Origin of the sequence: Pseudomonas sp. AM8 (genome assembly GCF_036346475.1) — a bacterium.
In the GTDB taxonomy this organism is placed as follows: domain Bacteria; phylum Pseudomonadota; class Gammaproteobacteria; order Pseudomonadales; family Pseudomonadaceae; genus Aquipseudomonas; species Aquipseudomonas marginalis.
The window spans coordinates 389570-415823 of sequence record NZ_JAOTNX010000004.1 but is presented as its reverse complement, the minus strand read 5'-3'; the positions used below and the strand labels follow the sequence as shown (position 1 = coordinate 415823).

Annotated in this window: 23 protein-coding genes; 15 read left to right on the top strand and 8 right to left on the bottom strand. The window is 59.7% G+C overall.

The annotated features are described in order from the left end of the window. Positions 1-192: 192 nt before the first annotated feature. On the top strand, positions 193-1206 hold the full coding sequence (gene hemB / locus V3W40_RS13650; protein WP_065948754.1) for a porphobilinogen synthase: 1014 nt from the start codon (positions 193-195) through the stop codon (positions 1204-1206). Positions 1207-1224: 18 nt separating this feature from the next. After that, positions 1225-3450: a polyphosphate kinase 1 gene (gene ppk1, locus V3W40_RS13645; RefSeq protein WP_330215153.1), complete on the top strand. Its 2226-nt coding sequence runs from the start codon at positions 1225-1227 to the stop codon at positions 3448-3450. A 168-nt stretch (positions 3451-3618) separates the two neighbouring features. On the opposite strand, the gene ppx is transcribed toward ppk1, so the two are convergent. After that, positions 3619-5121 carry an exopolyphosphatase gene (gene ppx / locus V3W40_RS13640; protein WP_027608352.1) on the bottom strand — a complete coding sequence of 501 codons (1503 nt, stop codon included), beginning with the start codon at positions 5119-5121 and terminating at the stop codon, positions 3619-3621. A gap of 495 nt (positions 5122-5616) precedes the next feature. On the opposite strand from ppx, the gene V3W40_RS13635 reads away from it, so the two are divergent. The 5 genes from V3W40_RS13635 (at position 5617) to V3W40_RS13615 (ending at position 10892) form a co-directional block, all read left to right on the top strand. Continuing rightward, the gene (locus V3W40_RS13635) at positions 5617-6276 is read left to right on the top strand and encodes a DUF1120 domain-containing protein (protein ID WP_330215152.1); all 660 of its coding nucleotides are present in this window, start codon (positions 5617-5619) and stop codon (positions 6274-6276) included. 83 nt (positions 6277-6359) lie between these two features. Next, positions 6360-7007 carry a DUF1120 domain-containing protein gene (locus tag V3W40_RS13630; protein WP_161985716.1) on the top strand — a complete coding sequence of 216 codons (648 nt, stop codon included), beginning with the start codon at positions 6360-6362 and terminating at the stop codon, positions 7005-7007. 92 nt (positions 7008-7099) lie between these two features. Further along, entirely contained in the window at positions 7100-7813 is a 714-nt protein-coding gene (locus V3W40_RS13625) for a fimbria/pilus chaperone family protein (protein ID WP_074847951.1), read from the top strand. Positions 7814-7948: 135 nt separating this feature from the next. Further along, on the top strand, positions 7949-10327 hold the full coding sequence (locus V3W40_RS13620; protein ID WP_074847948.1) for a fimbria/pilus outer membrane usher protein: 2379 nt from the start codon (positions 7949-7951) through the stop codon (positions 10325-10327). A gap of 58 nt (positions 10328-10385) precedes the next feature. Further along, the gene (locus V3W40_RS13615) at positions 10386-10892 is read left to right on the top strand and encodes a hypothetical protein (protein WP_323146232.1); all 507 of its coding nucleotides are present in this window, start codon (positions 10386-10388) and stop codon (positions 10890-10892) included. On the opposite strand, the gene V3W40_RS13610 is transcribed toward V3W40_RS13615, so the two are convergent. Genes V3W40_RS13610 through V3W40_RS13595 form a run of 4 tightly spaced genes read right to left on the bottom strand, consistent with a single transcriptional unit; the run spans position 10873 to position 13712 of the window. After that, positions 10873-11610 (bottom strand): amino acid ABC transporter ATP-binding protein, encoded by a 738-nt coding sequence (locus tag V3W40_RS13610; protein WP_027608358.1) that lies wholly within the window; start codon positions 11608-11610, stop codon positions 10873-10875. The two genes, V3W40_RS13615 and V3W40_RS13610, sit on opposite strands and share 20 nt — an antisense overlap. Further along, positions 11597-12247 carry an amino acid ABC transporter permease gene (locus V3W40_RS13605; protein WP_065926657.1) on the bottom strand — a complete coding sequence of 217 codons (651 nt, stop codon included), beginning with the start codon at positions 12245-12247 and terminating at the stop codon, positions 11597-11599. Before V3W40_RS13605 ends, V3W40_RS13610 begins: the two co-directional genes overlap by 14 nt. Then, positions 12244-12912 carry an amino acid ABC transporter permease gene (locus tag V3W40_RS13600; RefSeq protein ID WP_017736949.1) on the bottom strand — a complete coding sequence of 223 codons (669 nt, stop codon included), beginning with the start codon at positions 12910-12912 and terminating at the stop codon, positions 12244-12246. Before V3W40_RS13600 ends, V3W40_RS13605 begins: the two co-directional genes overlap by 4 nt. A 14-nt stretch (positions 12913-12926) precedes the next feature. After that, positions 12927-13712, bottom strand: a complete 786-nt coding sequence (locus V3W40_RS13595; protein WP_027608360.1) for a transporter substrate-binding domain-containing protein — start codon at positions 13710-13712, stop codon at positions 12927-12929. A gap of 255 nt (positions 13713-13967) precedes the next feature. On the opposite strand from V3W40_RS13595, the gene V3W40_RS13590 reads away from it, so the two are divergent. The 5 genes from V3W40_RS13590 (at position 13968) to V3W40_RS13570 (ending at position 19199) form a co-directional block, all read left to right on the top strand. Then, positions 13968-14663 (top strand): FadR/GntR family transcriptional regulator, encoded by a 696-nt coding sequence (locus V3W40_RS13590; protein ID WP_065926656.1) that lies wholly within the window; start codon positions 13968-13970, stop codon positions 14661-14663. 121 nt (positions 14664-14784) lie between these two features. After that, positions 14785-15114: a thioredoxin TrxA gene (trxA, locus tag V3W40_RS13585; RefSeq protein WP_015886460.1), complete on the top strand. Its 330-nt coding sequence runs from the start codon at positions 14785-14787 to the stop codon at positions 15112-15114. Positions 15115-15348: 234 nt separating this feature from the next. Continuing rightward, positions 15349-16608, top strand: a complete 1260-nt coding sequence (rho, locus tag V3W40_RS13580) for a transcription termination factor Rho (RefSeq protein ID WP_003176825.1) — start codon at positions 15349-15351, stop codon at positions 16606-16608. Between the two features lie 156 nt (positions 16609-16764). Next, entirely contained in the window at positions 16765-18231 is a 1467-nt protein-coding gene (gene ubiD / locus V3W40_RS13575; RefSeq protein ID WP_027608362.1) for a 4-hydroxy-3-polyprenylbenzoate decarboxylase, read from the top strand. Next, positions 18231-19199: a CDP-6-deoxy-delta-3,4-glucoseen reductase gene (locus V3W40_RS13570; RefSeq protein WP_065926655.1), complete on the top strand. Its 969-nt coding sequence runs from the start codon at positions 18231-18233 to the stop codon at positions 19197-19199. The genes ubiD and V3W40_RS13570 overlap by 1 nt, the downstream gene beginning before the upstream one ends. 34 nt (positions 19200-19233) lie before the next feature. Here V3W40_RS13570 and V3W40_RS13565 read toward each other — a convergent pair whose 3' ends face one another. Continuing rightward, a complete protein-coding gene (locus V3W40_RS13565) occupies positions 19234-19716 on the bottom strand; it encodes a sn-glycerol-3-phosphate transporter (protein ID WP_065926654.1) in 483 nt (160 codons plus the stop codon). A 329-nt stretch (positions 19717-20045) separates the two neighbouring features. Here V3W40_RS13565 and V3W40_RS13560 point away from each other — a divergent pair, with 329 nt between their 5' ends. Together V3W40_RS13560 and V3W40_RS13555 are read left to right on the top strand one after the other, a co-directional pair. After that, positions 20046-22433, top strand: coding sequence for a TonB-dependent receptor plug domain-containing protein (locus V3W40_RS13560; RefSeq protein WP_065926653.1), 2388 nt, complete (start codon positions 20046-20048; stop codon positions 22431-22433). A 27-nt stretch (positions 22434-22460) separates the two neighbouring features. Next, positions 22461-23114, top strand: a complete 654-nt coding sequence (locus V3W40_RS13555) for a gamma-glutamylcyclotransferase (protein ID WP_065926652.1) — start codon at positions 22461-22463, stop codon at positions 23112-23114. Here V3W40_RS13555 and glpT read toward each other — a convergent pair. Both glpT and V3W40_RS13545 read right to left on the bottom strand, forming a co-directional pair. Beyond that, entirely contained in the window at positions 23111-24448 is a 1338-nt protein-coding gene (gene glpT / locus V3W40_RS13550) for a glycerol-3-phosphate transporter (protein ID WP_092489833.1), read from the bottom strand. The two genes, V3W40_RS13555 and glpT, sit on opposite strands and share 4 nt — an antisense overlap. Before the next feature lie 230 nt (positions 24449-24678). After that, complete coding sequence (locus tag V3W40_RS13545) at positions 24679-25656, bottom strand: NADPH:quinone oxidoreductase family protein (protein WP_074847936.1); 978 nt, start codon at positions 25654-25656, stop codon at positions 24679-24681. 150 nt (positions 25657-25806) lie between these two features. Between V3W40_RS13545 and V3W40_RS13540 the strand changes: the two genes are divergently transcribed. Then, positions 25807-26214: a flagellar basal body-associated protein FliL gene (locus V3W40_RS13540; protein WP_027608369.1), complete on the top strand. Its 408-nt coding sequence runs from the start codon at positions 25807-25809 to the stop codon at positions 26212-26214. The last annotated feature ends 40 nt before the right edge of the window (positions 26215-26254 follow it).

The following is a 26254-nucleotide window of genomic DNA, read 5'->3' as shown; positions in this document are numbered from 1 at the left end:
AAATGAACGCGCAGCCTACGCCTTCGTGAACATTCATGAAAGTATCGAGATGTGTCACGAAGTGAACAATTCCTACATTAACCGACGAATGCGACTACAGGTCGCATCGTTAAGCACAACTGTCATACCTTCGTCATAATGCCCGCTTATAACTGCAACGCTCGCCCGTGAACCCGGGCTCAGGAGTCTGTCGTGAGCTTTACCCCTGCCAATCGCCTGTTCCCTGCTACCCGCCTGCGCCGTAATCGCCGTGATGATTTTTCTCGCCGCCTGGTTCGTGAAAACGTACTGACGACGGATGATCTGATCCTGCCGGTGTTTGTACTCGACGGTGAAAATCGCCGGGAATCGGTAGCGTCGATGCCGGGTGTAGAGCGTCTGACCATTGATCTGCTGCTTGAAGAGGCGGCGGGCTGGGTCGACCTGGGGATTCCGGCGTTGGCGTTGTTTCCGGTCACGCCGTCTGAACTCAAGTCCCTTGATGCTGCCGAAGCCTGGAACCCGGACGGTATCGCCCAGCGCGCCACCCGCGCCCTGCGCGAGCGTTTCCCGGAGCTGGGGGTGATCACCGACGTGGCGTTGGACCCGTTCACCACCCACGGGCAGGATGGCATTCTTGACGAAGACGGCTATGTTCAGAACGACATTACCGTCGACGCGCTGGTCAAGCAGGCCTTGTCCCATGCGGCAGCAGGCGCCCAGGTGGTTGCGCCGTCGGACATGATGGATGGCCGCATCCAGGCGATTCGCGAAGCCCTGGAACTGGCCGGCCACGTCAATGTGCGGATCATGGCCTACTCGGCCAAGTACGCCAGCGCCTACTACGGCCCGTTTCGCGATGCGGTGGGCTCGGCGCTGAACCTGGGCAAGGCCAACAAGGCTTCGTACCAGATGGACCCGGCCAACAGCCATGAAGCCTTGCACGAAGTGGCGGCGGATTTGGCCGAAGGCGCCGACATGGTGATGGTCAAGCCGGGGATGCCGTACCTGGACATCCTTTACCGAGTCAAAGAGGAATTCAAAGTGCCGACCTTTGTGTATCAGGTCAGTGGCGAATACGCCATGCACATGGCTGCAATACAAAATGGCTGGTTGAGTGAAGGGGTAATCCTAGAATCCTTGACGGCCTTTAAACGTGCCGGGGCTGATGGCATCCTGACCTATTTCGCCGCCCGCGCCGCCCAATTGCTTAGAGAGCAACAATAGCCCTCACAGGAACATTCGATGAATACCGAAGGACTCTCCGAAGTTGCCGTAAAAGACGCTCACCCGGTGGTGGAACAAGTCACCGAGACCCCGCCGGAGCACGAGCCGGCCGCGCCTGTGGTGGTAGCCGAAGCGCCAGCCCCGGCCCCGGTGGCCGCCGTAGTGACCAATCTGGATGACAGCAGCCTGTACATCCACCGCGAGCTGTCACAACTGCAATTCAACATCCGCGTGCTTGAACAGGCACTGGATGAGTCCTACCCGTTGCTGGAACGCCTGAAGTTCCTGCTGATTTTCTCCAGCAACCTGGATGAATTCTTCGAGATCCGCGTCGCCGGCCTCAAGAAACAGATCACCTTCGCCCGTGAACAAGCCGGCGCCGACGGCCTGCAGCCGCACCAGGCCCTGGCGCGCATCAGCGAGCTGGTGCATGGTCATGTGGACCGTCAATACGCGATCCTCAACGACATTCTGCTGCCGGAACTGGAAAAACATCAGGTCCGCTTCATTCGTCGCCGCCACTGGACCACCAAGATCAAAACCTGGGTGCGCCGGTACTTCCGTGACGAGATTTCACCGATCATCACCCCCATCGGCCTCGACCCGACGCACCCGTTCCCATTGCTGGTGAACAAGAGCCTCAACTTTATCGTCGAGCTGGAAGGCATCGATGCCTTCGGCCGCGATTCGGGCCTGGCGATCATCCCGGCGCCGCGCTTGCTGCCACGGATCATCAAGGTACCGGAAGAGGTGGGGGGCGCTGGCGACAACTATGTATTCCTGTCGTCGATGATCCATGCCCACGCCGATGACCTGTTCCAAGGCATGAAGGTCAAGGGCTGCTACCAGTTCCGCCTGACCCGTAACGCCGACCTGGCGCTGGACTCCGAAGACGTCGAAGACTTGGCCCGTGCCCTACGCGGCGAGCTGTTCTCGCGGCGCTACGGCGATGCGGTGCGCCTGGAAGTGGCCGATACCTGCCCGAAACATCTGTCGGACTACCTGCTCAAGCAGTTCAACCTGGCCGAATCCGAGCTGTACCAGGTCAACGGCCCGGTGAACCTCACACGCCTGTTCAGCATCACTGGCCTGGACAGTCATCCGGAACTGCAATACACGCCGTTCACCCCGCAGATCCCGAAACTGCTGCAAAACAGCGAGAACATCTTCAGCGTGGTGAGTAAGCAGGACATCCTCCTGCTGCACCCGTTCGAGTCCTTCACTCCGGTGGTCGACCTGCTGCGCCAGGCCGCCAAGGACCCGCATGTATTGGCCGTACGCCAGACCCTGTACCGCAGCGGCGCCAACTCGGAAATCGTCGATGCCCTGGTAGACGCCGCGCGAAACGGCAAGGAAGTCACGGCGGTGATTGAGTTGCGCGCGCGCTTTGACGAAGAGTCGAACCTGCAACTGGCCAGCCGCCTGCAAGCGGCCGGCGCGGTAGTGATCTACGGCGTGGTGGGCTTCAAGACCCACGCCAAGATGATGCTGATCCTGCGCCGTGAAGCCGGTGAAATCGTGCGTTACGCCCACCTGGGCACCGGCAACTACCACGCCGGCAACGCCAAGCTCTATACCGACTACAGCCTGCTGACTTCCGACGACGCCTTGTGTGAAGACGTCGGCAAGTTGTTCAGCCAGTTGATCGGCATGGGCAAGACGTTGCGCATGAAGAAGCTGCTGCACGCGCCGTTCACCCTCAAGAAGGGCATGCTCGACATGATTGCCCGCGAGACCCAGTTCGCCCTCGAGGGCAAACCGGCGCACATCATCGCCAAGTTCAACTCGCTGACCGATCCGAAGATCATCCGCGCGCTGTACAAGGCCAGCCAGTCCGGCGTGCGTATCGACCTGGTGGTGCGTGGCATGTGCTGCCTGCGTCCGGGCATTGTCGGCGTGTCGCATAACATCCATGTGCGCTCGATCATCGGCCGCTTCCTGGAACACACGCGGGTGTTCTACTTCCTTAACGGCGGCGAGGAGCAGATGTTCCTCTCCAGTGCCGACTGGATGGAGCGCAACCTCGACAAGCGTGTGGAGACCTGCTTCCCGGTCGAGGGCAAGAAGCTGATCATGCGGGTCAAGAAGGAGCTGGAAAGCTACCTCACCGATAACACCCACAGCTGGAGCCTGCAGTCGGATGGCCGTTACGTGCGTAACACGCCGACCGGCAACCAGAATCCGCGCAGCGCCCAGGCGACGTTGCTGGAAAAGTTGGGTAGCCCGATTCTGTCGGTGAACTAACAGACAACACGCTCTGAAAATGTGGGAGGGGCGGTGCGACGACTCGACTTGCTCCCGATTGCGGTGGTTCAGTCAAAGTATTCGCGACTGACACACCGTAATCGGGAGCAAGTCGAGTCGTCGCACCGCCCCTCCCACATTTGTTTTTGCAGTGTTCATGAGATCGGGTTAGCGCAGGTTCAGGCTGAACCCCACCCGCGTCAGCCACTCCGCTTCCTGGGCGAAGTCCGCCTGAGTCAGCTGGTTCTCATCCAGCCAGCCTTTGGGGAATACGACATCCAGGCTGTCGCCATTGGCACGCAGGGTTACCTGGGGCATCTGCTGGGTGCCACGAATGTGGTGGAACAGGATCGCGAAGCGCAGCAGCACGCACAGGCGGATCAGCTTGATGCCTTCATCGCCGAACTCGGCAAACTTGTCCTTGGGAATATTGCGACGATGGCCGCGCACCAGCAGCGCGAGCATCTGCTGGTCTTCCCGGGAGAAACCCGCCAGGTCGGAGTGCTCGATCAGGTAGGCGCCGTGCTTGTGGTAGTGGTAGTGGGCGATATCCAGGCCCACTTCATGCACCTTGGCCGCCCAGCCGAGCAGTTCGCGCCATACGCCGTCTTCCAGGTCCCAGTCTTCGGCGACCTGATCGAACGCATGCAGGGCTTTACGCTCCACGCGGGCTGCCTGCTCCTGATCGACGTGATAGCGCTCCATCAGCGAAGTGAGCGTGCGCTCTCGTACGTCTTCATGATGATGGCGGCCCAGCAGGTCATACAGCACGCCTTCGCGCAGGGCGCCGTCACAGTGGTCCATGCGTTGCAGTTCGAGGGCGTCGAAGATCGCCTCGAGAATCGCCAGGCCGGCCGGGAAGATGGTGCGACGGTCGGGCTTGATGCCGTCGAAGTCGATCTTCTCGGCATCCCCCAGCTTGAACAGCTTGCGCTTGAGCCAGGCCAGGCCTTCGGCGTTGACCTCGCCGGTGCCATGGCCGCCGGCCTTGAGCGCCAGGCCGATGGCACGGATGGTGCCGGACGAGCCGATGGCTTCATCCCAGGTCAAGCGGTGCAGGGCGTGCTCGATGCTCATGATCTCCAAACGCGCTGCCGTGTAGGCCTGGGCGTAGCGCGCCGGGGTGATCTTGCCGTCCTTGAAATAGCGTTGGGTATAACTGACACAGCCCATCTGCAGGCTTTCGCGCAGCAGCGGTTCGAAGCGCTGGCCGATGATGAACTCGGTACTGCCGCCGCCGATGTCCGCCACCAGGCGCTTGCCGGGGGTATCTGCGAGTGTATGGGACACGCCGAGGTAGATCAGGCGTGCTTCTTCGCGGCCGGAGATGACTTCTACGGGGTGGCCGAGGATTTCCTCGGCGCGACGGATGAATTCGCCCCGGTTACGGGCTTCGCGCAGGGCGTTGGTGCCGACGATTCGCACGGCGCCCAGGGGCATGCCGTTGATCAGCTGTGCAAAACGCTTGAGGCAGTCGAGCCCGCGTTGCATGGATTCTTCATTGAGCTGGCGCTCATCGTCGATCCCGGCAGCCAGTTGCACTTTCTCTCCGAGCCGCTCAAGGATGCGGATTTCGCCGTTCTGGGCCTTGGCCACGACCATGTGAAAGCTGTTGGAGCCCAGGTCGATGGCGGCGATCAGGGACAGATTCTTGGCTTGGGATTGCGGCATGGTTTGGGGGTCTCGGTCGATAACCTTGCCATCGTGCCACGATCGATCGCTGGAGCCAACGCGTAGTAACAGAGGATTTTTCCTCGTATACCTATAAGTGCTTTCTGCGTGGCACGTAGGACCGGCCCACAAATGATGTATTACAAAGCCAGAAAGCACTGGATTTTGTACTGGCTATTCTTGGTTTTATTGAGTGTGTCGATAAGTCTTACGCCGTTTTATGTTTGTCCTAACTTGCTGTGTCCCTGTTCGTATACATGAGGTTGTTTTTTAGAGTGGAGATAGGGATCACTCTTACATGAGGTGTCATTTTTTCCGGTTTTATTATTCTCTTGGAATATGAATACTCACGTTCGGCACCTGTCCCGGGTGGTGTTTATAGGTCGGAGCTTCAAGGACGAGATATTCATATGCGCACCAGGCGTGACGCAGGGGAGGTGTTCTGATCATTCAATAACTGGCCAGCCTATGGTCATTGCTATGGATGAAAGTTAGATGAAGAAGAATTACCCAGTAGTGGCGGGCCTATGCCTCGTCGTTGCGAGCCTGACTGTCCAGGCTGCCGATGTACGTGTAAAAGGCGCGATCGCTCCAGCCAGTTGCAGTTTTACACTCACCCGCTCGGTCATTGACTATGGAACTATTCACCCGAGCAGCCTGAGTCCGACAAGTTATACCAAGCTGGATAAGAAGAGTGTTCCCTATACGGTGAGGTGCAGTGGTCAGTCTAAAATAAAAGTGGGTATCAAGAGCGTTGATAATCGAGCTGACTCGAGAATACCAGGCATGATGCTGGGGCAGTTTGGCGGGAACTATAAGGATCTCTACAATTTTGGTCTGGGGGCCACTTCCAGGGGGCAGAAAATCGGAGGTTATGTAGTGCATCTTCGAAATTCTGTAGCTGACGGCAAGTCGGTAGGGATTGTTAGCTCGGAAAATAACGGCGTACGATGGGAACCAAACAGTACCCAGGCAGTAGGCCACACTGCCAATATAGCCAGTTGGCGTGCGGGGAATGTGTATGCGCCGATATTGGTTAATGCTGTTTCCGGCAATGTTGAAGTTCAAGCCGTCATAAACAAGACGTCCGAACTTGATATGAGCAACCAGATCAACCTGGACGGCCATTTCACCCTGGAGTTGCGCTACCTCTAGGCTTCTCCACACAGGTATCCATGGCGTGCTGACTATGAAGTGTCAATCAGCACGTGTCTCTTTGGCTATTATCGATGATTGCTATGAAGAAGATTATTTCGTTATCAGGTATGTTTCTCGCTATGCTGGGTTTGAGTGCGCAAGCTGCTGACTTACGAGTGAGAGGCTCCATTGCGCCTGCCAGTTGCAGTTTTACTATTGTTAATTCAACGATAGATTACGGTCGGATTGATCCTAGGTCACTGAGTGCTACTAACTACACCAAACTGGCCAAAAAGGGGACGCCTTACACCGTCAGGTGTGCATCGCCCACGTTTGTTGGTATTAAGGCACAGGATAACCGCGCGTCCAGCAAGGTGCGCGGCATGATGGTGAGTCAGTACAATATTACTTATAACGATGATTTCAATTATGGTCTTGGGTTTACCTCGAAGAATGAAAAAATCGGCGGCTACGTGGTTTTCATGGAAAACAACATTGCCGATGGTAAAACTGTACGGGCTGCGCGGTCTAATAATAATGGCGCGAGTTGGGGGATCACCGATCCTGTCTTGGGGCAGTCAGCCAACGTTGGAAGTTGGCGTACGAGCGCCAGCTATTCGCCGATTAAAATAACCGTCGTCTCGGGGAATTTGAATGTTCAACCAGTGATCAATAAAACCTCTGCGCTGAGCATGAATAACGAAATAAAACTTGATGGCCATACAACCCTGGAATTGGTCTATCTCTAAAAGCTTCCAGGCGATTCAGGTCGGCTTGCAGTCTCTTTGGCGACAGCCCACCTGATTCGGCGTGTTTCGTTATTGCTGTGAAGGAAGTGTTGATGCTTGTTTCTACAAGAAAAAAATCTATTCTGGCCGGTTGTTTGTGTCTCGGTTTTGTTTTCTGCCGTGCCGCGTATGCAGACGGCATGGAACCGGAAACAACAGTTGTCATTCTCAATGAGGCGGATGGTGAAGTCAGCATCAATGTCACCAATACGGACCCAAGTCCTGCCCTGCTTCATTCAGTTATCGAAGATATACCGGAAGACCCGGAGCCTTTAGCCGTCATTACTCAGCCCGTTGCGCGTGTCGATAGCGGTGAGCGGCAAATGGTCAGGGTTATGGCAATCAATAAGGAGCCTCTCAAAACCCAACGTTTGAAGCGCATTACGTTTGAAGGTATTCCCCAGGCACAACCCGGCTCGGGCGCGACAATTGGTATCAGCCTACGGCAAAACCTGCCGCTCATTCTCCACCCCAAAGGTTTACCCCAACATCATGCACCGTGGGAACTGCTGACCTGGAGCCTTCACGGCAATACCTTGAGCGCACGCAACAACAGCCCCTATGTGGTGCGCCTGGCGGCTGAGGTGGTCTTGAACCCGCAGAAGGTGAATGCGCTTTTGCCGCGTACCTATATCTTGCCGGGCGAAACCCTCAGCGTTGCCGTGGAAAAACGTTCTGCAGCCACGTCGGTCACCCTTATGCCGGCCACGCTCTATGGGTTTTCCGTCGATAGCTACGAGGCTTTGCTCGTAGCGAATCAGCCGTGACCTGCCATGGGAAAAAAAGCCAGCAGGTTTTGTAGCGCCGTACGTGGGCAGCCATCCCGGGCGCCAATAAAACCTGAGGAGGCTTTCAGGCGAAGCGGAATCAGCCTTTCGGTTTGGGCGGTGGTGGTGTCGGGAATGGCCGCTGACGTTTACGCCGCGCCGGCGGCGGTGCTCGGATTTGACCTTGCCACCTTGCAGGCGCGTGGTATCGACCCTTCAGTTGCGCGCTACTTTCAGCAAGCCCCTCGGTTCAGCGAGGGCACGCGCGTCGTCGATTTGACGGTCAACGGTAATCCCATCGGGTTGACTGACGCGCGGTTTAACCATGAAGGCGCGCTGTGTTTCAATCGTGGGCTATTGGATCGGGCGGGACTGCAGATTCCCGCCACGGTGATCGATAAGCAAGTCTCTGCCGCCCAGGCCTGTCATGACTTTATTGCCGAGTATCCGAAAACGGTAGTGACCTTGCGCCCAGGGCGTGAGGAGGTTGTGCTGGTCGTCCCGACCCAGGCGCTGCGCGACATGCAACAAAGCACTGGTCATTACGCCCGGGGAGGTGCAGCGGCGCTGGTCAACTACGATGTCCAAGGCGTCAATGCCCACTCGCGGGGGGATCGAGGGCGCTTTTTATCCGCTTCAACGGAAATGGGTTTCAATGTGGGCAATTGGATCGTCCGCAGTCGTCAGCTCTATCTCTCCAACGATGAGCGTTCGGCGACTGAGCATCTGTATGCATACGCGCAGCGCGATATCGCTCCCTTGGCTTCGACATTTCAGGCAGGCCAGATATCGGCTGATAGCCCCGTGTTCGGTGGTGTTCAACTGATCGGTGCACAGCTGTTTCCTGACGGAATGGAAAACCGCACCAGCAGCAATGGCGTTTTGGTTGAAGGGCGGGCGCGGAGTCAGTCGCGGGTGGAGGTCCGGCAGTCCGGCGCATTGATTTATACCACTCTCGTCCCGGAAGGGCCGTTCACCTTGCGCAATTTGCCACTGCTCAATGGCACCAGCGACCTCGACGTCAGGGTTATCGAAATCAAGGGGGGGCAACACAGTTTTATCGTGCCGGCCGCCTCGTTCCGTGGATCGGTTCCGATTAAATCGGGATATACCGCTGCAATAGGAAAGGTGCGTGATGTGGATCGAAGGGGCGCCGCCGAACCTCTGTTGGCCATGGCCAGCGGAACGTGGGCGTTAGGGGAGGATACGGCCCTCAGTTCGGGAGTTCAGGGCACGGACAACTACCACTCGGTGGGCCTGGCGTTGGACAGTAGCTTTGACCAGCGGTTTTCACTGGGATTGCGCAATAACCTTTCCCATGACCGTAAGCAAAAGGCACGCGGTTCGCGTAGCGGCGTTTCGTTTGGCAGTACGCTGCCGGGCAACGTCCAGATGAACTTGAGCGCCACTCGCCAGACGTCGGGTTACCGGGATGTGCTCGAAGCTGTTGGCGGCGAGCCCGGCGAGGTACAGGGCGCGCGCGCCAGGCACCAGTACACGGCAGGCTTCAGTTGGTCAGACCCTCAATTGGGTGGCTTCGCTGTCGGTTATTCCCGTTCGGCTCATTTCGACAATCGTACTTCCCAGCATATCTACGGCGCGTGGAACAAAAACTTCAGGCACGCCAATGTTGCGGTGAGCATTGACTCCCAGATAGGTGCGTCAGGCGACTCCAGAGACAAAAATGATGGCTTGGGCATGCGCTTGCAGATCACTGTTCCACTGGGCAGTGACCGCTCCGTGACCTCGACGGTTCGACGCCAAGGGCGTCATGCCGGTATCGGTACAGCCTACAGCGAGCGCGTGAATGACACCCTGAACTACGAGTTAAGGGGCGAACGCGACCTGAGAGGTACCAGCGATCAGTCGGTGGGTGGAACGCTCAACGCGACGTCTCGTTATACCCAGCTCGGCCTGGGGCTCAATCGAGACTCGTCCAGCACGATCTATAGCGGGCAGCTACAGGGCGCCGTGGTTGCTCACGAGCGAGGCCTGACACTGTCTCCCTACCGTGTAGAGGACACTTTCGGTGTGGCGTCGGTGGGGAATATTCCGGGTGCTCGCATCAGTACCCCTCAGGGGCCCGTCTGGACCGACCGCTGGGGAATGGCCGTGATTCCCGGCTTACCCGCTTATCAGGGCAGCCTTGTCGAGGTGGACGGTAAAAGCTTGCCACGCCAGGTTGATCTCAATAATGGCACGAAGATGCTGGAGGTCGGGCGAGGCTCGTTCAGTACGGTCGAGTTTGAGGTCTCGAAGGTTCGCCGAATGCTGGTGCGTGTCAGCGACCCAAGCGGGCAGCCGTTGCCCAAGGGGACGTCGGTGCTTGCCGCCGATAACACGTTCCTGACCACGGTGGTGGGGGACGGAATGATCTTCCTCAACAATATTGAGCATTCCCAGGTACTGACCTTGTCGTCGCCGAATGCGACTCCCTGCAAACTGCAACTCGATCTGGCGGAGCCCAGCTATGACGGCCAACTGTATGAAACCTCCTCGGCAGTCTGTCGTTAAGGCTGCCCTTGCCTCGGGACGCTTTCCAGGCGGGGTGGGATTACTGGCGGGTCTCTTGATGATTGCTGACGTTTCGGCGTCGGAATGCCACCTGTCATTGAGCCGGCCGCAGATCGACTACGGGCCGTTGCGCGTCGACACACAGCCCGGACCCCACGGTGTTTCCATCGGTAGACGCACGGTGCACCTCAGCGTGGTTTGCCCTGAGGCGGCGGTGATTGCGCTGCGTTTCCGCGGTGCGCCAGCCGATGCGCAGGGTTTCAGTTTTGGCCATCACGGGCGCTTTGATCTGAGCCTTCGGCAGGCATTGCTGGATGGCCAGGCCGTCGAACTGGTGTCGATGCACAACCGCACTGAACGAGACGGGCAGCTGCGCCCCGGCGGTGTGCTGGTGCCACTGAGGGCCGGGCAGCCAATCACCGGTCGAGTCTTTTCGGCTCAGGTGCAGGTCGATACCTATCTAGCGGGCACCCACCCCGCCGTGCGCGATAAAACCCTGCTGGAGGGGGGAGGCCGTTTCGAAATGGTGCCCGATGGCTGGGCGATCAGGCGTGCGCTTCGGTAGTGCCGATGAAGTTCGCCAACTCAGCAGTCTGCGGGTTGGCAAACAATACCTTCGGATCGCCGACTTCATGCACCTTGCCCTGGTGCATGAACACCAGCTTGTCGCCGACTTCCCGGGCGAAGCGCATTTCGTGCGTCACCATGATCAAGGTCATGCCGTCCTTGGCCAGTTGGCGCACCACGCTGAGTACTTCATTGACCAGCTCCGGGTCCAGGGCCGAGGTGATTTCATCGCACAGCAGCACCTTGGGCGACATGGCCAGGGCGCGGGCGATGGCAACGCGTTGCTGCTGGCCGCCGGACAGGCGATCGGGGAATGCGTCGAATTTTTCACCCAGGCCCACGCGTTCCAGCATTTGCCTGGCCAGTTGTGCTGCCTTGGCCTTAGGCACTTTCTGCACCACTTGCGGTGCGAGCATGACGTTTTCGCCCACGGTCAGGTGCGGGAACAGGTTGAACTGCTGGAACACCATGCCGACTTTCTGCCGCAGGCTGCGCAGGTCGGCGCGGGCGGCGTCGAGGTATTCGCCATCCACCTCGATCACGCCGTCGTTGATCGATTCCAGGCCATTGAGGGTCCGTAGCAAGGTGGACTTGCCCGAGCCGCTGCGACCGATGATTGCCACGACCTGGCCTTCTTCAACGGTCAGGTCGATGCCCTTGAGGACGTGGTGATCGCCGTAATACTTATGCAGGGCGGAAATTCTAAGCAGAGGCATGCAGTCTCCTTTCCAGGTAGCGCGCACTGAGGGACAAGGGGTAGCAGAGCAGGAAGTAACCGAGGGCCACCAGGCCGTAGACCATGAAGGGCTCGAAGGTGGCGTTGGCTAGCATGCCGCCGGTCTTGGTCAGTTCGGTAAAGCCGATGATTGAAGTGACGGCGGTGCCTTTGACCACCTGCACCGAGAAGCCCACGGTAGGCGCCACGGCGATCCGCAGGGCCTGGGGCAGGATCACGTAGCGCAGTTGTTCAAGCGGGTTCAACGCCAGGCTGGCCGATGCTTCCCACTGGCCATGGGCGATGGAGTCGACGCAGCCGCGCCAGATTTCGGCGAGGTAGGCGCTGGTAAACAGCGTCAAGGCGATCGCGGCCGCCAGCCAGGGCGAAATATCCACGCCGAGCAGGGCAATGCCGAAAAAAACCAGGAACAGCTGCATCAACAACGGGGTGCCCTGGAACAGTTCGATATAGGTGCGCGCAACATTGCGCGCGAATGCCTTGCGGCTGATGCGCATGGTCATCACCAGCAAACCGATCAGGCCGCCGCCGATAAACGCCACGATCGACAGCAACAGCGTCCACTGCAGGCCCGTAAGCAGGTTGCGCACGATGTCCCAGAAGGAAAAATCACTCATCGGCTATTCCTCATCACAAAGCGGCGGCCGATCCAGTTGAGCAACTGGCGAATCATCAACGCCATGCACAGGTACACCAGGGTGGTCAGGGCATAGGTTTCGAACGCGCGGAAATTGCGCGACTGGATAAAGTTGGCGGCAAAGCTCAGCTCCTCGGTGGCGATCTGCGAACACACCGCCGAACCGAGCATCACGATGATGATCTGGCTGCTCAGGGCAGGCCACACCTTGCCCAGCGCCGGCAGCAGCACCACATGGCGAAACGCTTCGAAACGCGTCATCGCCAGCGCGGCGGCGGCTTCCAGTTGCCCGCGCGGGATGGCCTGGATGCCGGCGCGGATGATCTCCGTGGAGTAGGCCCCCAGGTTGATCACCATCGCCAATACGGCTGCTTGCCACTCGGTGATTTTCAATCCCAGGGAGGGCAGGCCGAAGAAGATGAAGAACAACTGCACCAGGAACGGCGTGTTGCGGATCAACTCGACATACACACCGAAGAACCAGGCAAAGGGCTGGATCTTCCACGCCCGCACCACGGCGCCGACAGTGCCCAGGGCGACGCCCAGGATTGCGCCGATGGCCGTCAGCTCAAGGGTGAACAGCGCGCCGCGCAACAGCAGATCGGTATTGGCCAGCACCGGCACAAAGTCGAATTGATAGGCCATCAATCAGCTCCGCTTCAGAGATCAGCAGGCAATGGCTCTTTGAGCCACTGCATCGCGTTCTTTTCCAGGCTGCCATCGGCCTTGGCCGCGACCAGGATCTGGTTGACCTTCTCCAGAAGCGCCGGCTCGTTCTTGTTCACGCCCACGTACACCGGCGAGTCCTTGAGCTTCACTTTCAGCGCCGGCACGCGTTTCGGGCTGCGTTCGCTGATCGCCACCATGACCACGTTGCCGCTGGCGATCAGGTCGACCTGGCCGGCCAGGTAGGCTGCGATGGTGGAGTTGTTGTCTTCGAAGCGCTTGATGGTGGCTTCCTTCGGCGCTACGGCGGTCAGCTCGATGTCTTCGATGGCGCCACGGGTCACGCTGATGGTCTTGCCCTTGAGGTCGTCGGTGCTGCTGATGGCGGCATCAGGCGGGCCGAACACGGCCAGGTAGAACGGTGCGTAGGCCTTGGAGAAGTCGATGACCTTTTCGCGCTCGGGGTTTTTGCCCAGGCTGGAGATCACCAGGTCGACCTTGCCGGTGGTGAGGAACGGGATGCGGTTGGTGCTGTTGACCGGGGTCAGCTCCAGCTTGACCTTGAGTTGGTCGGCCAGCAGTTTGGCGGTGTCGATGTCCAGGCCACGGGGCTTCATGTCGGGGCCCACCGAGCCGAACGGCGGGAAGTCCTGGGGCACGGCGACCTTGAGGGTGCCACGGGCGACGATATCGTCCAGACCGTTGGCCTGGGCGGGTGCCTGGCTCAGCATCAGGCTGGCAAACAGGGCAGTGAGCAGGGCGCTGCAGCGCTTGGTCATGGCAACTCTCCGAGAAGGGCGAAGGAATTTTCTGGATTTGCTCAGTGCACAGCCCATGCCAGTACGGCGCAGATCGTCTGCGAGACGCGAGTTTGTTGAGCTTTGGTGGTCTTACTGGTCTGAACAGTTGTGCGCGTTTTCGCACCCTTTTCGAGCGTCGGTAAAACTGCGCGAGCCCCTTTGGGGCGTGGCTTGCCGTGGTCCACGAATAGCTTTACAACTAGCCGTTCTGTTGACAAAAACCTCGAGTTTTTTATGAATTCCATCGCCCAAGCCGTACCGGAAGCGGCCCTGCAGGCCATCCGGAAACTGATCAAGGAGCAAGGCTTCGGGCCGGGCGATGTACTGCCGTCCCAGCGCGACCTGGCGGTGCAGTTGGGCGTCAGCCGGGCGTCGCTGCGCGAGGCGCTGTCGTCCTTGAGCGCCTTGGGTGTGGTCAGTGTGCAGCCGGGCAAAGGTGTGTTCGTGCAGGCGGTGGAGGATGCGCCGGGCTTTGCCTGGCCTTTTGCAGCCCAGGCCACGCCGCTCGATATCTTCCAGTTGCGCTATGCGCTGGAAGGGTTTGCGGCGGGTTTGGCGGCGGTCACGTTGACGATCGATGAGCTGGACAGCCTGGAAGACAACGTCGAGGCCATGCGCAAGGTGCTCAAGGCCGGCGACTTCGAGGCGGCCGCACGGCTGGACTTCGAATTCCACCAGCGCATCCTGCTGGCCAGCGGCAACCAGGCGATGGTGAGCATCCTGAGTGCCAGTGCCGAGGTGTTTCTGGAAAGCCAGAAACTACCGTTCATCCGGCCGGAGCGGGCCATGGAAACCTGGCAGGAACATCGCAAAATCCTGCGCGCTCTGGCCCGACGGGCCAGTGCGTCGGCGCAGAAAACCATGCAGGAGCACGTACGCAACGCGGCGTTGCGCACGGGGATTGCCTTCGTGACTCCCGTGACGCCCTGAGTTGGGCTATGCGCAAACTCATGCGCCATCATAGGAAGACTCAATCAGAGGCGGCTTCCTGAACGGGGGAAGGGCGGCTATGATGGGCAACGTTTTTTTTGCTTACAATCCGGAGACATCCATGAGCAACGATCTTATCAAGCACGTCACCGACGCGACCTTTGAGGCCGAAGTACTCAAGGCTGCTGGCCCGGTGCTGGTTGACTACTGGGCTGAATGGTGCGGCCCTTGCAAAATGATCGCTCCGGTCCTGGACGACATTGCAACCACCTACGAAGGCAAGCTGACCATTGCCAAGCTGAACATCGACGACAACCAGGAAACCCCGGCCAAGCATGGCGTGCGCGGTATTCCTACGCTGATGCTGTTCAAGAACGGCAACGTCGAGGCCACCAAGGTGGGTGCACTGTCGAAGTCCCAGCTGCAAGCTTTCCTCGACGCCAACATCTAAGCGTCGTCAAAAAGCCCCGCAAATAGCGGGGCTTTTTCGTGAAACAGGGCTAGACGCTCCGAAACTCAGGTGGTACATTCGGCCCCGCACTGGTTTCTCCACTGCCCCCTGCAAGCCGTCGCCGACGCATTCCTTTCGATTAGTACGCGATCCTGTCGCCTTCTCCGCGGCGCGGCCTCATTAAGCCAAAAGCTTAATTTCCCCCCCCTCCATAAATGATTACGTCATTCCTATATGAATCTGACTGAACTCAAGCAAAAGCCGATTACCGACCTGCTCCAACTGGCCGAAGAAATGGGCATAGAAAATATGGCCCGTTCGCGCAAGCAGGACGTGATTTTCTCCCTGCTGAAAAAGCACGCGAAAAGCGGCGAGGAAATCTCCGGTGATGGCGTGCTGGAGATTCTCCAGGACGGCTTCGGCTTCCTCCGCTCTGCAGACGCCTCCTATCTCGCCGGCCCAGACGACATCTATGTCTCGCCGAGCCAGATCCGTCGCTTCAACTTGCGCACCGGTGACACCATCGTTGGCAAGATCCGCCCACCGAAGGAAGGCGAGCGTTACTTCGCCCTGCTCAAGGTCGACACGATCAACTTCGATCGTCCCGAGAACGCGAAAAACAAGATTCTCTTCGAGAACCTGACGCCGCTGTTCCCGACCGTGCGCATGAAGATGGAAGCCGGTAACGGTTCCACCGAAGACCTGACCGGTCGCGTGATCGACCTGTGCGCCCCGATCGGCAAAGGCCAGCGTGGCCTGATCGTCGCACCGCCGAAAGCCGGTAAGACGATCATGCTGCAGAACATTGCAGCGAACATCGCACGTAACAATCCTGAAGTTCACCTGATCGTATTGCTGATCGATGAGCGTCCGGAAGAAGTCACCGAAATGCAGCGCACCGTGCGCGGCGAAGTGGTTGCCTCGACGTTCGATGAGCCGCCGACCCGCCACGTGCAGGTTGCCGAAATGGTGATCGAGAAGGCCAAGCGCCTGGTCGAACACAAGAAGGACGTGGTGATCCTGCTCGACTCCATCACCCGTCTGGCCCGTGCCTACAACACCGTGATCCCGAGCTCCGGCAAGGTCCTCACCGGTGGTGTCGATGCCCACGCCCTGGAGAAACCGAAGCGTTTCTTCGGCGCCGCGCGGAACATCGAAGAAGGCGGCTCGCTGACCATTATCGCCACCGCACTGGTTGAAACCGGTTCGAAGATGGACGAAGTGATCTACGAAGAGTTCAAGGGTACCGGCAACATGGAACTGCCCCTGGACCGTCGCATCGCGGAAAAACGCGTGTTCCCGGCGATCAACATCAACCGCTCCGGCACCCGCCGCGAAGAGTTGCTGACCGCCGACGACGAACTGCAGCGCATGTGGATCCTGCGCAAGCTGCTGCACCCGATGGACGAAGTTGCGGCCATCGAGTTCCTGATCGACAAGTTGAAAACCACCAAGACCAACGACGAGTTCTTCCTGTCGATGAAACGTAAGTAATACGACGTTTCAGGTCCGAAAGAATGGCGCCTCCAGGGGCGCCATTTTTTTTTGCGCGTTTTTTAAGCCTGTTCCTGACCCAAATGCGCCGCGATAAGCTGCCAGCCGCCCTCAGAGCAGGTAGGATGTACGCCTATTTTACGGGTGGCATGGTTAATGAAATTCAAGGATCTTCGGGATTTCGTGCAGCAACTTGAGCAGCGCGGAGAGTTGAAACGTATCCAGATGCCGATCTCCCCGGTACTGGAAATGACTGAGATTTGCGACCGCACATTGCGCAACAAGGGCCCGGCGCTGCTGTTCGAGAACCCGACCGGTTTTGACATACCGGTGCTCGGCAACCTGTTCGGTACCCCCGAGCGTGTGGCCTTTGGCATGGGCGCCGAGGCGGTCAGCGAATTGCGCGAGATCGGCAAGCTGCTGGCGTTCCTCAAGGAGCCCGAGCCGCCCAAGGGCTTGAAGGATGCCTGGTCGAAGCTGCCGATCTTCCGCAAGATCATTGCCATGGCACCCAAGGTGGTCAAGGACGCGGTGTGCCAGGAAGTGGTCATCGAAGGGGATGACGTCGACCTCGCCATGCTCCCCGTGCAAACCTGCTGGCCCGGCGACGTCGGCCCGCTGATCACCTGGGGCCTGACCGTCACCAAGGGCCCGAACAAGGACCGCCAGAACCTGGGGATCTACCGCCAGCAAGTGATCGGCCGCAACAAGGTGATCATGCGTTGGCTGAGCCACCGTGGCGGTGCCTTGGACTTCCGTGAATGGTGCGAGAAGCACCCCGGCAAGCCGTTCCCGGTCTCCGTGGCCCTGGGCGCCGACCCTGCGACCATCCTCGGCGCCGTGACCCCGGTGCCCGACAGCCTGTCCGAATATGCCTTCGCCGGGTTGTTGCGTGGCAACCGCACCGAGCTGGTGAAGTGCCGTGGCAATGACCTGCAAGTGCCGGCCACCGCTGAAATCATCCTCGAAGGCGTGATTCACCCCGGCGAGATGGCCGATGAAGGCCCGTACGGCGACCACACCGGCTATTACAACGAAGTCGACAGCTTCCCGGTGTTCACCGTCGAGCGCATCACCCATCGGATCAAGCCGATCTACCACAGCACCTACACCGGTCGGCCGCCGGATGAGCCGGCGATTCTGGGGGTGGCGCTGAACGAAGTGTTCGTGCCGATCCTGCAGAAGCAATTCCCGGAAATCACCGACTTCTACCTGCCGCCGGAAGGCTGTTCATATCGCATGGCCATCGTGACCATGAAGAAGTCGTATCCCGGCCATGCCAAGCGGGTCATGCTGGGTGTGTGGTCGTTTTTGCGACAGTTCATGTACACCAAGTTCGTTATCGTCACCGACGACGATATCAATGCCCGGGACTGGAACGATGTGATCTGGGCCATCACCACGCGCATGGACCCCAAGCGCGACACGGTGATGATCGATAACACGCCGATCGACTACCTCGACTTCGCGTCGCCGGTGTCGGGGCTGGGCTCGAAGATGGGCCTGGACGCTACCCACAAATGGCCGGGTGAAACGACCCGCGAATGGGGCCGGGTGATCGTCAAGGATGAGGCCGTCACGGCACGTGTCGATGCGATTTGGAAAGAATTGGGAATAGATTGATGCGTGTAACCCTGCAACCTTCCGGCGCCGTGCTGGAGCTGGTCCCCGGCGAGCGAATCCTCGAAGGCGCGCGCCGCCTGGGCTACGAATGCCCCCAGGCGTGTCGCAATGGCGTGTGCCACGTGTGCGCCGCACTGCTGGTGGAGGGCCGGGTGCAGCAAGCCGGTGAAGTGCGCGACCATGGCGAGTTCTACACCTGCATCGCCGAGCCGCTGGAAGATTGCGTTGTGTTGTGGGATGGCGTGCTGGCGCCGGGAGAGTTGCCGTTGCGCAAGTTGTCGTGCCAATTGAGCGAGTGCGTGGAAGTGGGCGGCGATGTGTGGCGCGTGCGCCTGCGGGCCCCGGCGGGCAAGGCGGTGCGTTACCACGCCGGGCAATACCTGATGATCGAGCGGGAGAATGGCGAGAAGTCGGCATTTTCCCTGGCGTCGGCGCCCCACGCCGGTCGCGAGCTGGAACTGCATGTACTGGCCCGCGAGGACAGCGCGCGCAACTTGCTGGAGCAATTGCAGCGCAACCAGATGGCGCGCATCGAGCTGCCCTTTGGCGACACCCACCTGGCCGAGCTGCCGGACGGGCCATTGGTGCTGATCGCCGCCGGGACCGGCATGGCGCAGATGCACAGCCTGATCGAGCATTGCCGCGCGTCCGGCTTCAAGCACCCGGTGCACCTGTACTGGGGCGTGCGTCGCCCGGAAGATTTCTACGAGATCGAGCACTGGGACCAATGGCTGCAACTGCCCAACCTGTTCCTGCACAAGGTGGTCAGCGACCTGTGTGGTTGGGAAGGGCGCTGCGGCCTGCTGCATGAAGCGGTATGCGAAGACATTGCTGACCTCAAGGCGGTGCATGTCTACGCCAGCGGTTCACCGGCGATGATCTACGGCACGCTGGATGCACTGGTCGATGCCGGCATGGATGCGCACCAGATGCGCGCCGACGTATTCGCCTACGCCCCGCGGCCCTGACGCAACCGAACTGTGGAGCGGGGCTTGCGCTCGCTCAGAATCGCACTCCGGTCGTGACCATTGCCGCATTGAACCCCAGCAGCACCAGTTCCGCTGCCACCGGCCCGTAATGGGTGCCTACCGACGGGATGATCACCGGCGCCACGCCGAAACGGTTCAGGGGGATCTTGTCACGGTATTTGCCGCGATAGCCCTGGATCGCCCCGCCTGTGACCTTCAGGTACACCGCAGAGTCGGTTATCTCATAGCGCTTGCCTGCGTAGACGTAGTAGGAGCGCTGGCTGAACGAGTTGCGAAACGTCGCCCCGCCATACACCAATCCTGATGCCTCATTGCGCTCCAGGCCGATCAGGTCCTGGTTGTTGTTGTGGTCTTTGTCCGGCGCGAAGTGCCGGGTATAGACGCTGGTCTGCGCGTACCAGAAGCCTTTGTCGTCCTCGGCAGGCGGTGTTTCGCCAGCCAGTGCGGTGGTGGCCTGGGCCAGGAACAGCAGGCCAGGCAGTCGAAATTTCTTCATGGGTGCGACCTCGATAGGCGGTTTGATGGGCGGCTAGGTGGGTCGTGGACGTGCGCGCCAGTTTGACGGCTTGGCGTGCTCCCAGGCTGAACCGGGGCTGAAAGTAGCCGGATTGCCCTGTGCAATCCTGACGAAAGGGCGTCGGGCTTATGCATTCGCTTATGCTTTAAAGGTATTTAATTTGTTACATAAATATCTTTAAGCTATATCTCAACGGACTACCGATTTTCTTCCAATAACCATTAACTGACCGCCACCGCCCGCCAGCCGGATCGATCTTGCGAACTCAGAACACTGACGTTCTGATTCTTGATTCAAAGGGGAGCGGTATGGGGAGCTACACGCAACACGCGCTGTACACAGCGATTTTGTCGGCTAATTTGCTGGCCGCTGTGGGCTTCAATCCTGTCCTGGCGGCCGAAGCGCCCGCCACCGATGCACCCAAACTCGACACCGTGATCGTCACTGGCACCCGCGCCCAGGAGCGTACCGCCAGTGCTTCGCTGTCTCCGATCGATGTGATTTCCGGCGATAGCCTGCGCAGCACGGGCTCTGATGAGTTGGGGGCGGTGCTGGCGCGCCTGATTCCGTCGATCAACTTCCCGCGCCCAAGCCTGGTGGATGGTGCCGAACTGGTGCGCCCTGCGCAGTTGCGCGGCCTGTCACCCGATCAGGTGCTGGTGCTGGTCAACGGCAAGCGCCGCCACACCAGTGCCTTCGTCAACCTGGGCGGTGCGGTGGGCCGTGGGTCGGCACCGGCGGACCTGAACGCGATCCCGCTGTCGGCGGTGGACCATATCGAAGTGCTGCGTGACGGTGCGTCCGCCCGCTACGGCTCGGATGCGATTGCCGGGGTGATCAACGTGATCCTCAAGCACGCCGACCATGGCGGTTCGATCTCCACCAAGTTCGGCGAATACAAGAAGGGCGATGGTATCCAGCGCAATGTCAGCGGCAATACCGGCCTGGCACTGGGCGACAACGGTTTTATCAACCTGTCGGCCGAAGGGGCCGATAACGATTACACCAACCGTGCCGGTAAAGACTTCCGGCCTGGCAGCGTTGGCTCTACCACTTACGGCCAGCAGGTGTTCCGCCAGGGTGAGCCGGCCACCAATGAAGGCAAGTTCCAGTTCAACTCCGAATATTCCTTCAACGATGCGGCCGAGTTCTACACCTTCGGCGGCTACAGCAAGCGGCGCGGCGAGACGGCGGCGTTCTACCGGGCGAGTAATGCGTCCAACAACATCCCGGCGCTCAACCCCAACGGTTACCTGCCGCTGATCAAGGGCAACCTTGAAGACACCTCATTGGTGGTGGGCCTGCGCGGTTTGCTGGCCTACGACTGGCATTACGACCTGTCGGCCAACTACGGCAAGAACGAGTACGCACTCAGCACCGAAACCATCAACACCTCCCTGGGCCTGGCCACGCCGCGCAAGTTCGACAATGGCACCCTGAGCAACGACCAGAAGCAAGTCAGCCTGGACCTGTCCCGCGAGTTCGACGTGGGCTGGCTGCCTTACCCGGTGTCCGTGGCGTTTGGCGGTGAATACCTGCACCAGGGTTATGAAATCGAGGCGGGCGAGCCGGCCTCCTACTTCCAGACCGGCAGTTCCGGACTGGGTGGTTTCCGTGATGCCGACGCGGGCACCAGCACGCGCCACAACTGGGCCCAGTACCTGGACCTGGAAACCAACTTCACCGAAAAACTCAGTGCCTCGGCGGCGGTGCGCCATGAGGACTACAGCGATTTTGGCTCGAATGTCAGCGGCTCGCTGTCGGCCCGTTATGACTTCACCCCGCAGGTGGCTGTGCGCGGCAGTGTTTCCAACGGTTTCCGCGCGCCGTCCCTGGCCCAGCAGAACTTTGCCTACACCTCATCGCAGTTGATCGGCAGCACCATCCAGGAAGCCGGCACCTTCCCGGCCAACAGCCAGGTGGCGCGTTTACTCGGCGCCGAAGACCTCAAGGCCGAGAAGTCGCGCAACTACAGCCTTGGGCTGGTGCTGGAGCCGGCCGATGACCTGACGGTGACGGTGGATGTGTACCGCATCGACATCCGTGACCGTATCAGCCTGTCGTCCAACCTCGGCATAAACGCGGCGACGCGCGCCTATTTGCAGGCCAACGGTGTCGGCAATATCGACTACACCACCGCCCGCTACTTCACTAACGCCACCGACACCAGCACCGACGGCGTCGACCTGGTCGCCAACTATCGCTATCAGTTCGACAGCGGCATCCGCTGGAACAGCACCGTGGGCTACAACTACAACCACACCAAGGTGACGGATGTGAAGGCCAACCCGGCCATCCTCGACAGCCTGGGCGCGAACCTGGTGCGCGTGGACCGCCGCGAGCGCATCGGTTTGCTGGGGGATACCACGCCGCAGCACAAGCTGAGCCTGGGTAACGACTTCACTTACGGCCATTGGGCCCTGCACAGCAACCTGGTGCGCTATGGTGAATTCACCAGCTACCAGGCGGACAAGGTCAACGACCAGACCTTCAAGGCGGCCTGGGTGCTGGACCTGTCGGCGGACTACAGGCTGAAGAATTGGACCTTCACCCTGGGCGGCGACAACGTCACCGATAAATACCCGGAGAAGGTCAACGCCTTCGCCAGCAGTGGTGGCAATCTGGCCTATAGCACTTTTTCGCCGTACGGTTACAGCGGCGCGTTTTATTACGGTAAAGTTGCTTACAACTGGTAACACACAGGAGGCGTACCGCTTTTCGCCATGACCGCCATTGAATCCGATCTTCTGCAATTGGCTTACCCTCCGCGGCTCGATCTGGGGCCGCAACTCACTCACGAACAGTTAATGAGCTCGATGCAGGCCACCATGGGCCGGCACAAGGGTGGCCCGGTCTGGCTATTTGCGTATGGTTCGCTGATTTGGCGCCCGGAATGTTCGTCGACTGAGCGGGTGCGGGCACGGGTCCACGGTTATCACCGGGGCCTGTACCTGTGGTCCCACGAGCATCGGGGCACGCCGGAGTTGCCGGGCCTGGTCTTTGGCCTGGATCGCGGAGGCTCGTGCAGCGGCTTTGCCTATCGCTTGCCGGAAGATCAACTGGAGGCTTCGCTTTACGCCTTGTGGCAGCGCGAGATGCCTTACCCGTCCTACCGGCCGCACTGGCTCAGTTGCCGCCTTGAAGATGGCAGCCAGGTGCAGGCGTTGGGGTTTGTGTTGGAACGGCACTTGCCCAGCTACGCCGGCAACTTGCCCGATATTGTGCTTAACCATGTGCTGCAAAGCGCTTGCGGGCGTTACGGTACCACTCGCGATTATGTCGAGCAGACCGTCAACGCCCTGCGTAGCCACGCCATGCCAGATAAAAACCTGGAGGCGCGGCTCAAGCGTTGTGCCAAGGATTGCTCAGGCGATTAACGCGCCGAGCTGACGCTGTTGGTGTGCCACAGCGTTGGGATCAGGAACGCGATGGCCAGCAGGCATGCGCCGATCAGCAGCACGAAACCACCGTCCCAGCCGAAATGGTCCACGGTGTAGCCCATGGCCGCACTGGCTGCCACCGAACCGCCCAGGTAGCCGAACAGACCGGTGAAGCCCGCAGCCGTACCGGCGGCTTTCTTCGGTGCCAGTTCCAGCGCCTGCAGGCCGATCAGCATCACCGGGCCGTAGATCAAAAAGCCGATCGAGAACAGCGCGATCATGTCGACCATCGGGTTGCCCGGCGGGTTGAGCCAGTACACCAGGGTCGCCACGGTCACCAGCGCCATGAACACGATGCCGGTCAGGCCACGGTTGCCACGGAAGATCTTGTCCGACATCCAGCCGCACAACAGCGTGCCCGGAATACCTGCCCACTCGTAGAAGAAGTACGCCCAGGACGATTTATCCACCGTGAAGTGCTTGGCTTCCTTGAGGTAGGTCGGTGCCCAATCCAATACGCCGTAACGCAGCAGGTAGACGAACACGTTGGCGAAGGCGATGTACCAGAGCATTTTGTTGCGCAGCACGTACTTGACGAAGATTTCCTTGGCGCTGAATTCGTCTTCGTGGCTGGCGTCGTAGCCTTCCGGGTAGTCGTTCTTGTATTTCTCAATCGGTGGCAGGCCGACCGATTGCGGGGTGTCGCGCATGGTAATGAAGGCAAATGCCGCCACGGCCAAGGCCACGGTGGCCGGTACGTAGAACGCCGCATGCCAGTCGTTGAACCAAGCCATACCCAGCAGGAACAGCGGGCCGATCAGGCCGCCGCCGACGTTGTGCGCCACGTTCCACACTGACACCACGCCGCCGCGTTCTTTCTGCGACCACCAGTGCACCATGGTCCGGCCACTTGGCGGCCAGCCCATGCCCTGGGCCCAGCCGTTGATGAACAGCAAAATGAACATCATGGTCACACTGGACGTTGCCCAAGGTGCGAAACCGAAAATGAACATCACCCCCGCTGAAACCAGCAGGCCGAAGGGCAGGAAGTAGCGCGGGTTGGAACGGTCGGACACCAGGCCCATGAGGAACTTGGACAGGCCGTAGGCGATCGCGATCGCCGACATCGCCAGGCCCAGCTCACCGCGGGTGTAACCCTCGTCGATCAGGTAGGGCATGGCCAGGGAGAAGTTCTTGCGCAGCAGGTAATACCCGGCATAACCGAAGAAAATACCGGCGAAGATCTGCCAGCGCAGCCGTCGGTAGGTACTGTCGATTTTTTCTTCAGGCAGAGGCGCCTGGTGTGCGGCAGGACGAAAGAAAGCAAACATTCAAGAGCTCCAGATTTCTTGTTTTGACTGCGGATGCGAATGTTACAGTTTCGTTACCGAAAATAGCATTGCCTCTTATGCGCAAACACAGGAAATGAGAGCAATTGCATGTTCTCTTATGAACATGTCGTAAATGGATACGTGTGGGTCGTTATCGATTTTAAGACCGCAGGAGAACAAATGTGGGAGGGGGCTTGCCCCCTCCCACATTTGATTGCATTTCAGATCGGTTAGCGGGTCTGGACGACGACCTTGCCGACGGCCTTGCGCTGGCCGAGGTCATTGATCGCCTGGGCAGCCTGCTCCAGCGGATACACCTGCGACACCAACGGCTTGAGCTTGCCCTCACCGAACCAAGTGAACAGTTGCTGGAAGTTCGCCGCATTGTCCTGGGGCTGGCGCTGGGCGAACGAGCCCCAGAACACCCCGACCACCGCTGCGCCCTTGAGCAGCGCCAGGTTCACCGGCAGTTCCGGGATGCGCCCGCTGGCAAAACCCACCACCAGCAGGCGGCCGTTCCAGGCAATCGCGCGAATGGCTTGGTCAAACAGGTCGCCGCCCACCGGGTCGTAGATCACATCGGCGCCGTTGCCGTCGGTCAGGCGCTTGATCTCGTCCTTGAGGTTGGCTTCGTTGTAGTTGATCAACTCATCGGCGCCGGCGGCCTTGGCCACGGCGAGTTTGTCGGCGCTGCTCGCGGCGGCGATCACCCGCGCGCCCATGGCCTTGCCGATTTCCACGGCGGCCAGGCCCACGCCGCCGGAAGCGCCGAGGACCAGCAGGGTTTCGCCGGGTTGCAGGTTGGCGCGTTGTTTGAGCGCGTGCATCGAGGTGCCGTAGGTCATGCTGAAGGCGGCGGCGGTGTTGAAGTCCATGCTCGGCGGGATCGGCAGCACGTTGTAGCCTGGCACCGCGACCTGTTCGGCGAAGCTGCCCCAGCCAGTGAGCGCCATGACCCGGTCGCCGACTTTCAGGTGGCTGACCTTTTCCCCCACTTCGCTGACCACCCCCGACGCCTCGCCACCCGGCGAGAACGGGAAGGGTGGCTTGAACTGGTATTTGCCCTCGATGATCAGGGTGTCGGGGAAGTTGACCCCGGCGGCATGCACGTCGAGCAGGATTTCGTTCTTCTTGATCGTGGGGCTCGCGACGTCTTCCAGCACCAGGGTTTCGGCGGGGCCGAAGGCTTTGCACAGCACAGCTTTCATCGGGCTATTCCTTTTGGTGTCGTGGCCGATAAGTGTAGGAGGGTAGGCCTGTGGGTCAACGAGCATGCTCGGCCCTGATAAGTCGCCATAAGCTTGTGCTCTGCCTTGCTAGCGTTATGCTACCCGGCAACCGAATGTGAGGAATGAACTGTGAAAGCGTGGATCCTATTGATGCTGGCCCTGACCTTGCCGATGGCAGCCCAGGCCGAAGAAGCCAAAGAAGGCGAGGCGCCGAAGGTCAGTTACATCAGCCTGAGCCCACCGTTCGTGGGTAACTACGGCCTGGATGGCACAGCCAAGCTCAAAGTGTTCAAGGCCGACATCGCCCTGCGCGTGACCGGCGAGGAAGCAGCCAAAGCGGTCAAGGCCAACGACGCATTGATCCGTAACCAGTTGGTCGCGCTGTTCACCCAGCAGACCAACGAGGCCATGAGCACGGTCGACGGTAAGGAGAAGCTGCGCCAGGAAGCCCTCAAGCAAACCCAGCAAGTGATGAACGACGAGACGGGCAAGCCCATGGTGGAAGATCTGCTGTTCAATAACCTGATCATTCAGTAACGCGCTGCCCCGTAGCAGCTGCCGAACGCAAGCGAGGCTG

Excerpts from the sequence above, each read along its gene's own strand:
- V3W40_RS13610 (WP_027608358.1), bottom strand. The coding sequence starts at position 11,610 with ATGCCTCTGCTTAGAATTTCCGCCCTGCATAAGTATTACGGCGATCAC.
- ppk1 (WP_330215153.1), top strand. The coding sequence starts at position 1,225 with ATGAATACCGAAGGACTCTCCGAAGTTGCCGTAAAAGACGCTCACCCG.
- V3W40_RS13565 (WP_065926654.1), bottom strand. The coding sequence starts at position 19,716 with ATGAAGAAATTTCGACTGCCTGGCCTGCTGTTCCTGGCCCAGGCCACC.
- V3W40_RS13555 (WP_065926652.1), top strand. The coding sequence starts at position 22,461 with ATGACCGCCATTGAATCCGATCTTCTGCAATTGGCTTACCCTCCGCGG.
- ppx (WP_027608352.1), bottom strand. The coding sequence starts at position 5,121 with ATGCCGCAATCCCAAGCCAAGAATCTGTCCCTGATCGCCGCCATCGAC.
- glpT (WP_092489833.1), bottom strand. The coding sequence starts at position 24,448 with ATGTTTGCTTTCTTTCGTCCTGCCGCACACCAGGCGCCTCTGCCTGAA.
- V3W40_RS13600 (WP_017736949.1), bottom strand. The coding sequence starts at position 12,912 with ATGGCCTATCAATTCGACTTTGTGCCGGTGCTGGCCAATACCGATCTG.
- V3W40_RS13615 (WP_323146232.1), top strand. The coding sequence starts at position 10,386 with ATGATTGCTGACGTTTCGGCGTCGGAATGCCACCTGTCATTGAGCCGG.
- V3W40_RS13630 (WP_161985716.1), top strand. The coding sequence starts at position 6,360 with ATGAAGAAGATTATTTCGTTATCAGGTATGTTTCTCGCTATGCTGGGT.
- V3W40_RS13625 (WP_074847951.1), top strand. The coding sequence starts at position 7,100 with ATGCTTGTTTCTACAAGAAAAAAATCTATTCTGGCCGGTTGTTTGTGT.
- V3W40_RS13570 (WP_065926655.1), top strand. The coding sequence starts at position 18,231 with ATGCGTGTAACCCTGCAACCTTCCGGCGCCGTGCTGGAGCTGGTCCCC.
- V3W40_RS13635 (WP_330215152.1), top strand. The coding sequence starts at position 5,617 with ATGAAGAAGAATTACCCAGTAGTGGCGGGCCTATGCCTCGTCGTTGCG.
- V3W40_RS13590 (WP_065926656.1), top strand. The coding sequence starts at position 13,968 with ATGAATTCCATCGCCCAAGCCGTACCGGAAGCGGCCCTGCAGGCCATC.
- V3W40_RS13605 (WP_065926657.1), bottom strand. The coding sequence starts at position 12,247 with ATGAGTGATTTTTCCTTCTGGGACATCGTGCGCAACCTGCTTACGGGC.
- V3W40_RS13560 (WP_065926653.1), top strand. The coding sequence starts at position 20,046 with ATGGGGAGCTACACGCAACACGCGCTGTACACAGCGATTTTGTCGGCT.
- rho (WP_003176825.1), top strand. The coding sequence starts at position 15,349 with ATGAATCTGACTGAACTCAAGCAAAAGCCGATTACCGACCTGCTCCAA.
- V3W40_RS13620 (WP_074847948.1), top strand. The coding sequence starts at position 7,949 with ATGGCCGCTGACGTTTACGCCGCGCCGGCGGCGGTGCTCGGATTTGAC.
- ubiD (WP_027608362.1), top strand. The coding sequence starts at position 16,765 with ATGAAATTCAAGGATCTTCGGGATTTCGTGCAGCAACTTGAGCAGCGC.
- V3W40_RS13595 (WP_027608360.1), bottom strand. The coding sequence starts at position 13,712 with ATGACCAAGCGCTGCAGCGCCCTGCTCACTGCCCTGTTTGCCAGCCTG.
- trxA (WP_015886460.1), top strand. The coding sequence starts at position 14,785 with ATGAGCAACGATCTTATCAAGCACGTCACCGACGCGACCTTTGAGGCC.
- V3W40_RS13545 (WP_074847936.1), bottom strand. The coding sequence starts at position 25,656 with ATGAAAGCTGTGCTGTGCAAAGCCTTCGGCCCCGCCGAAACCCTGGTG.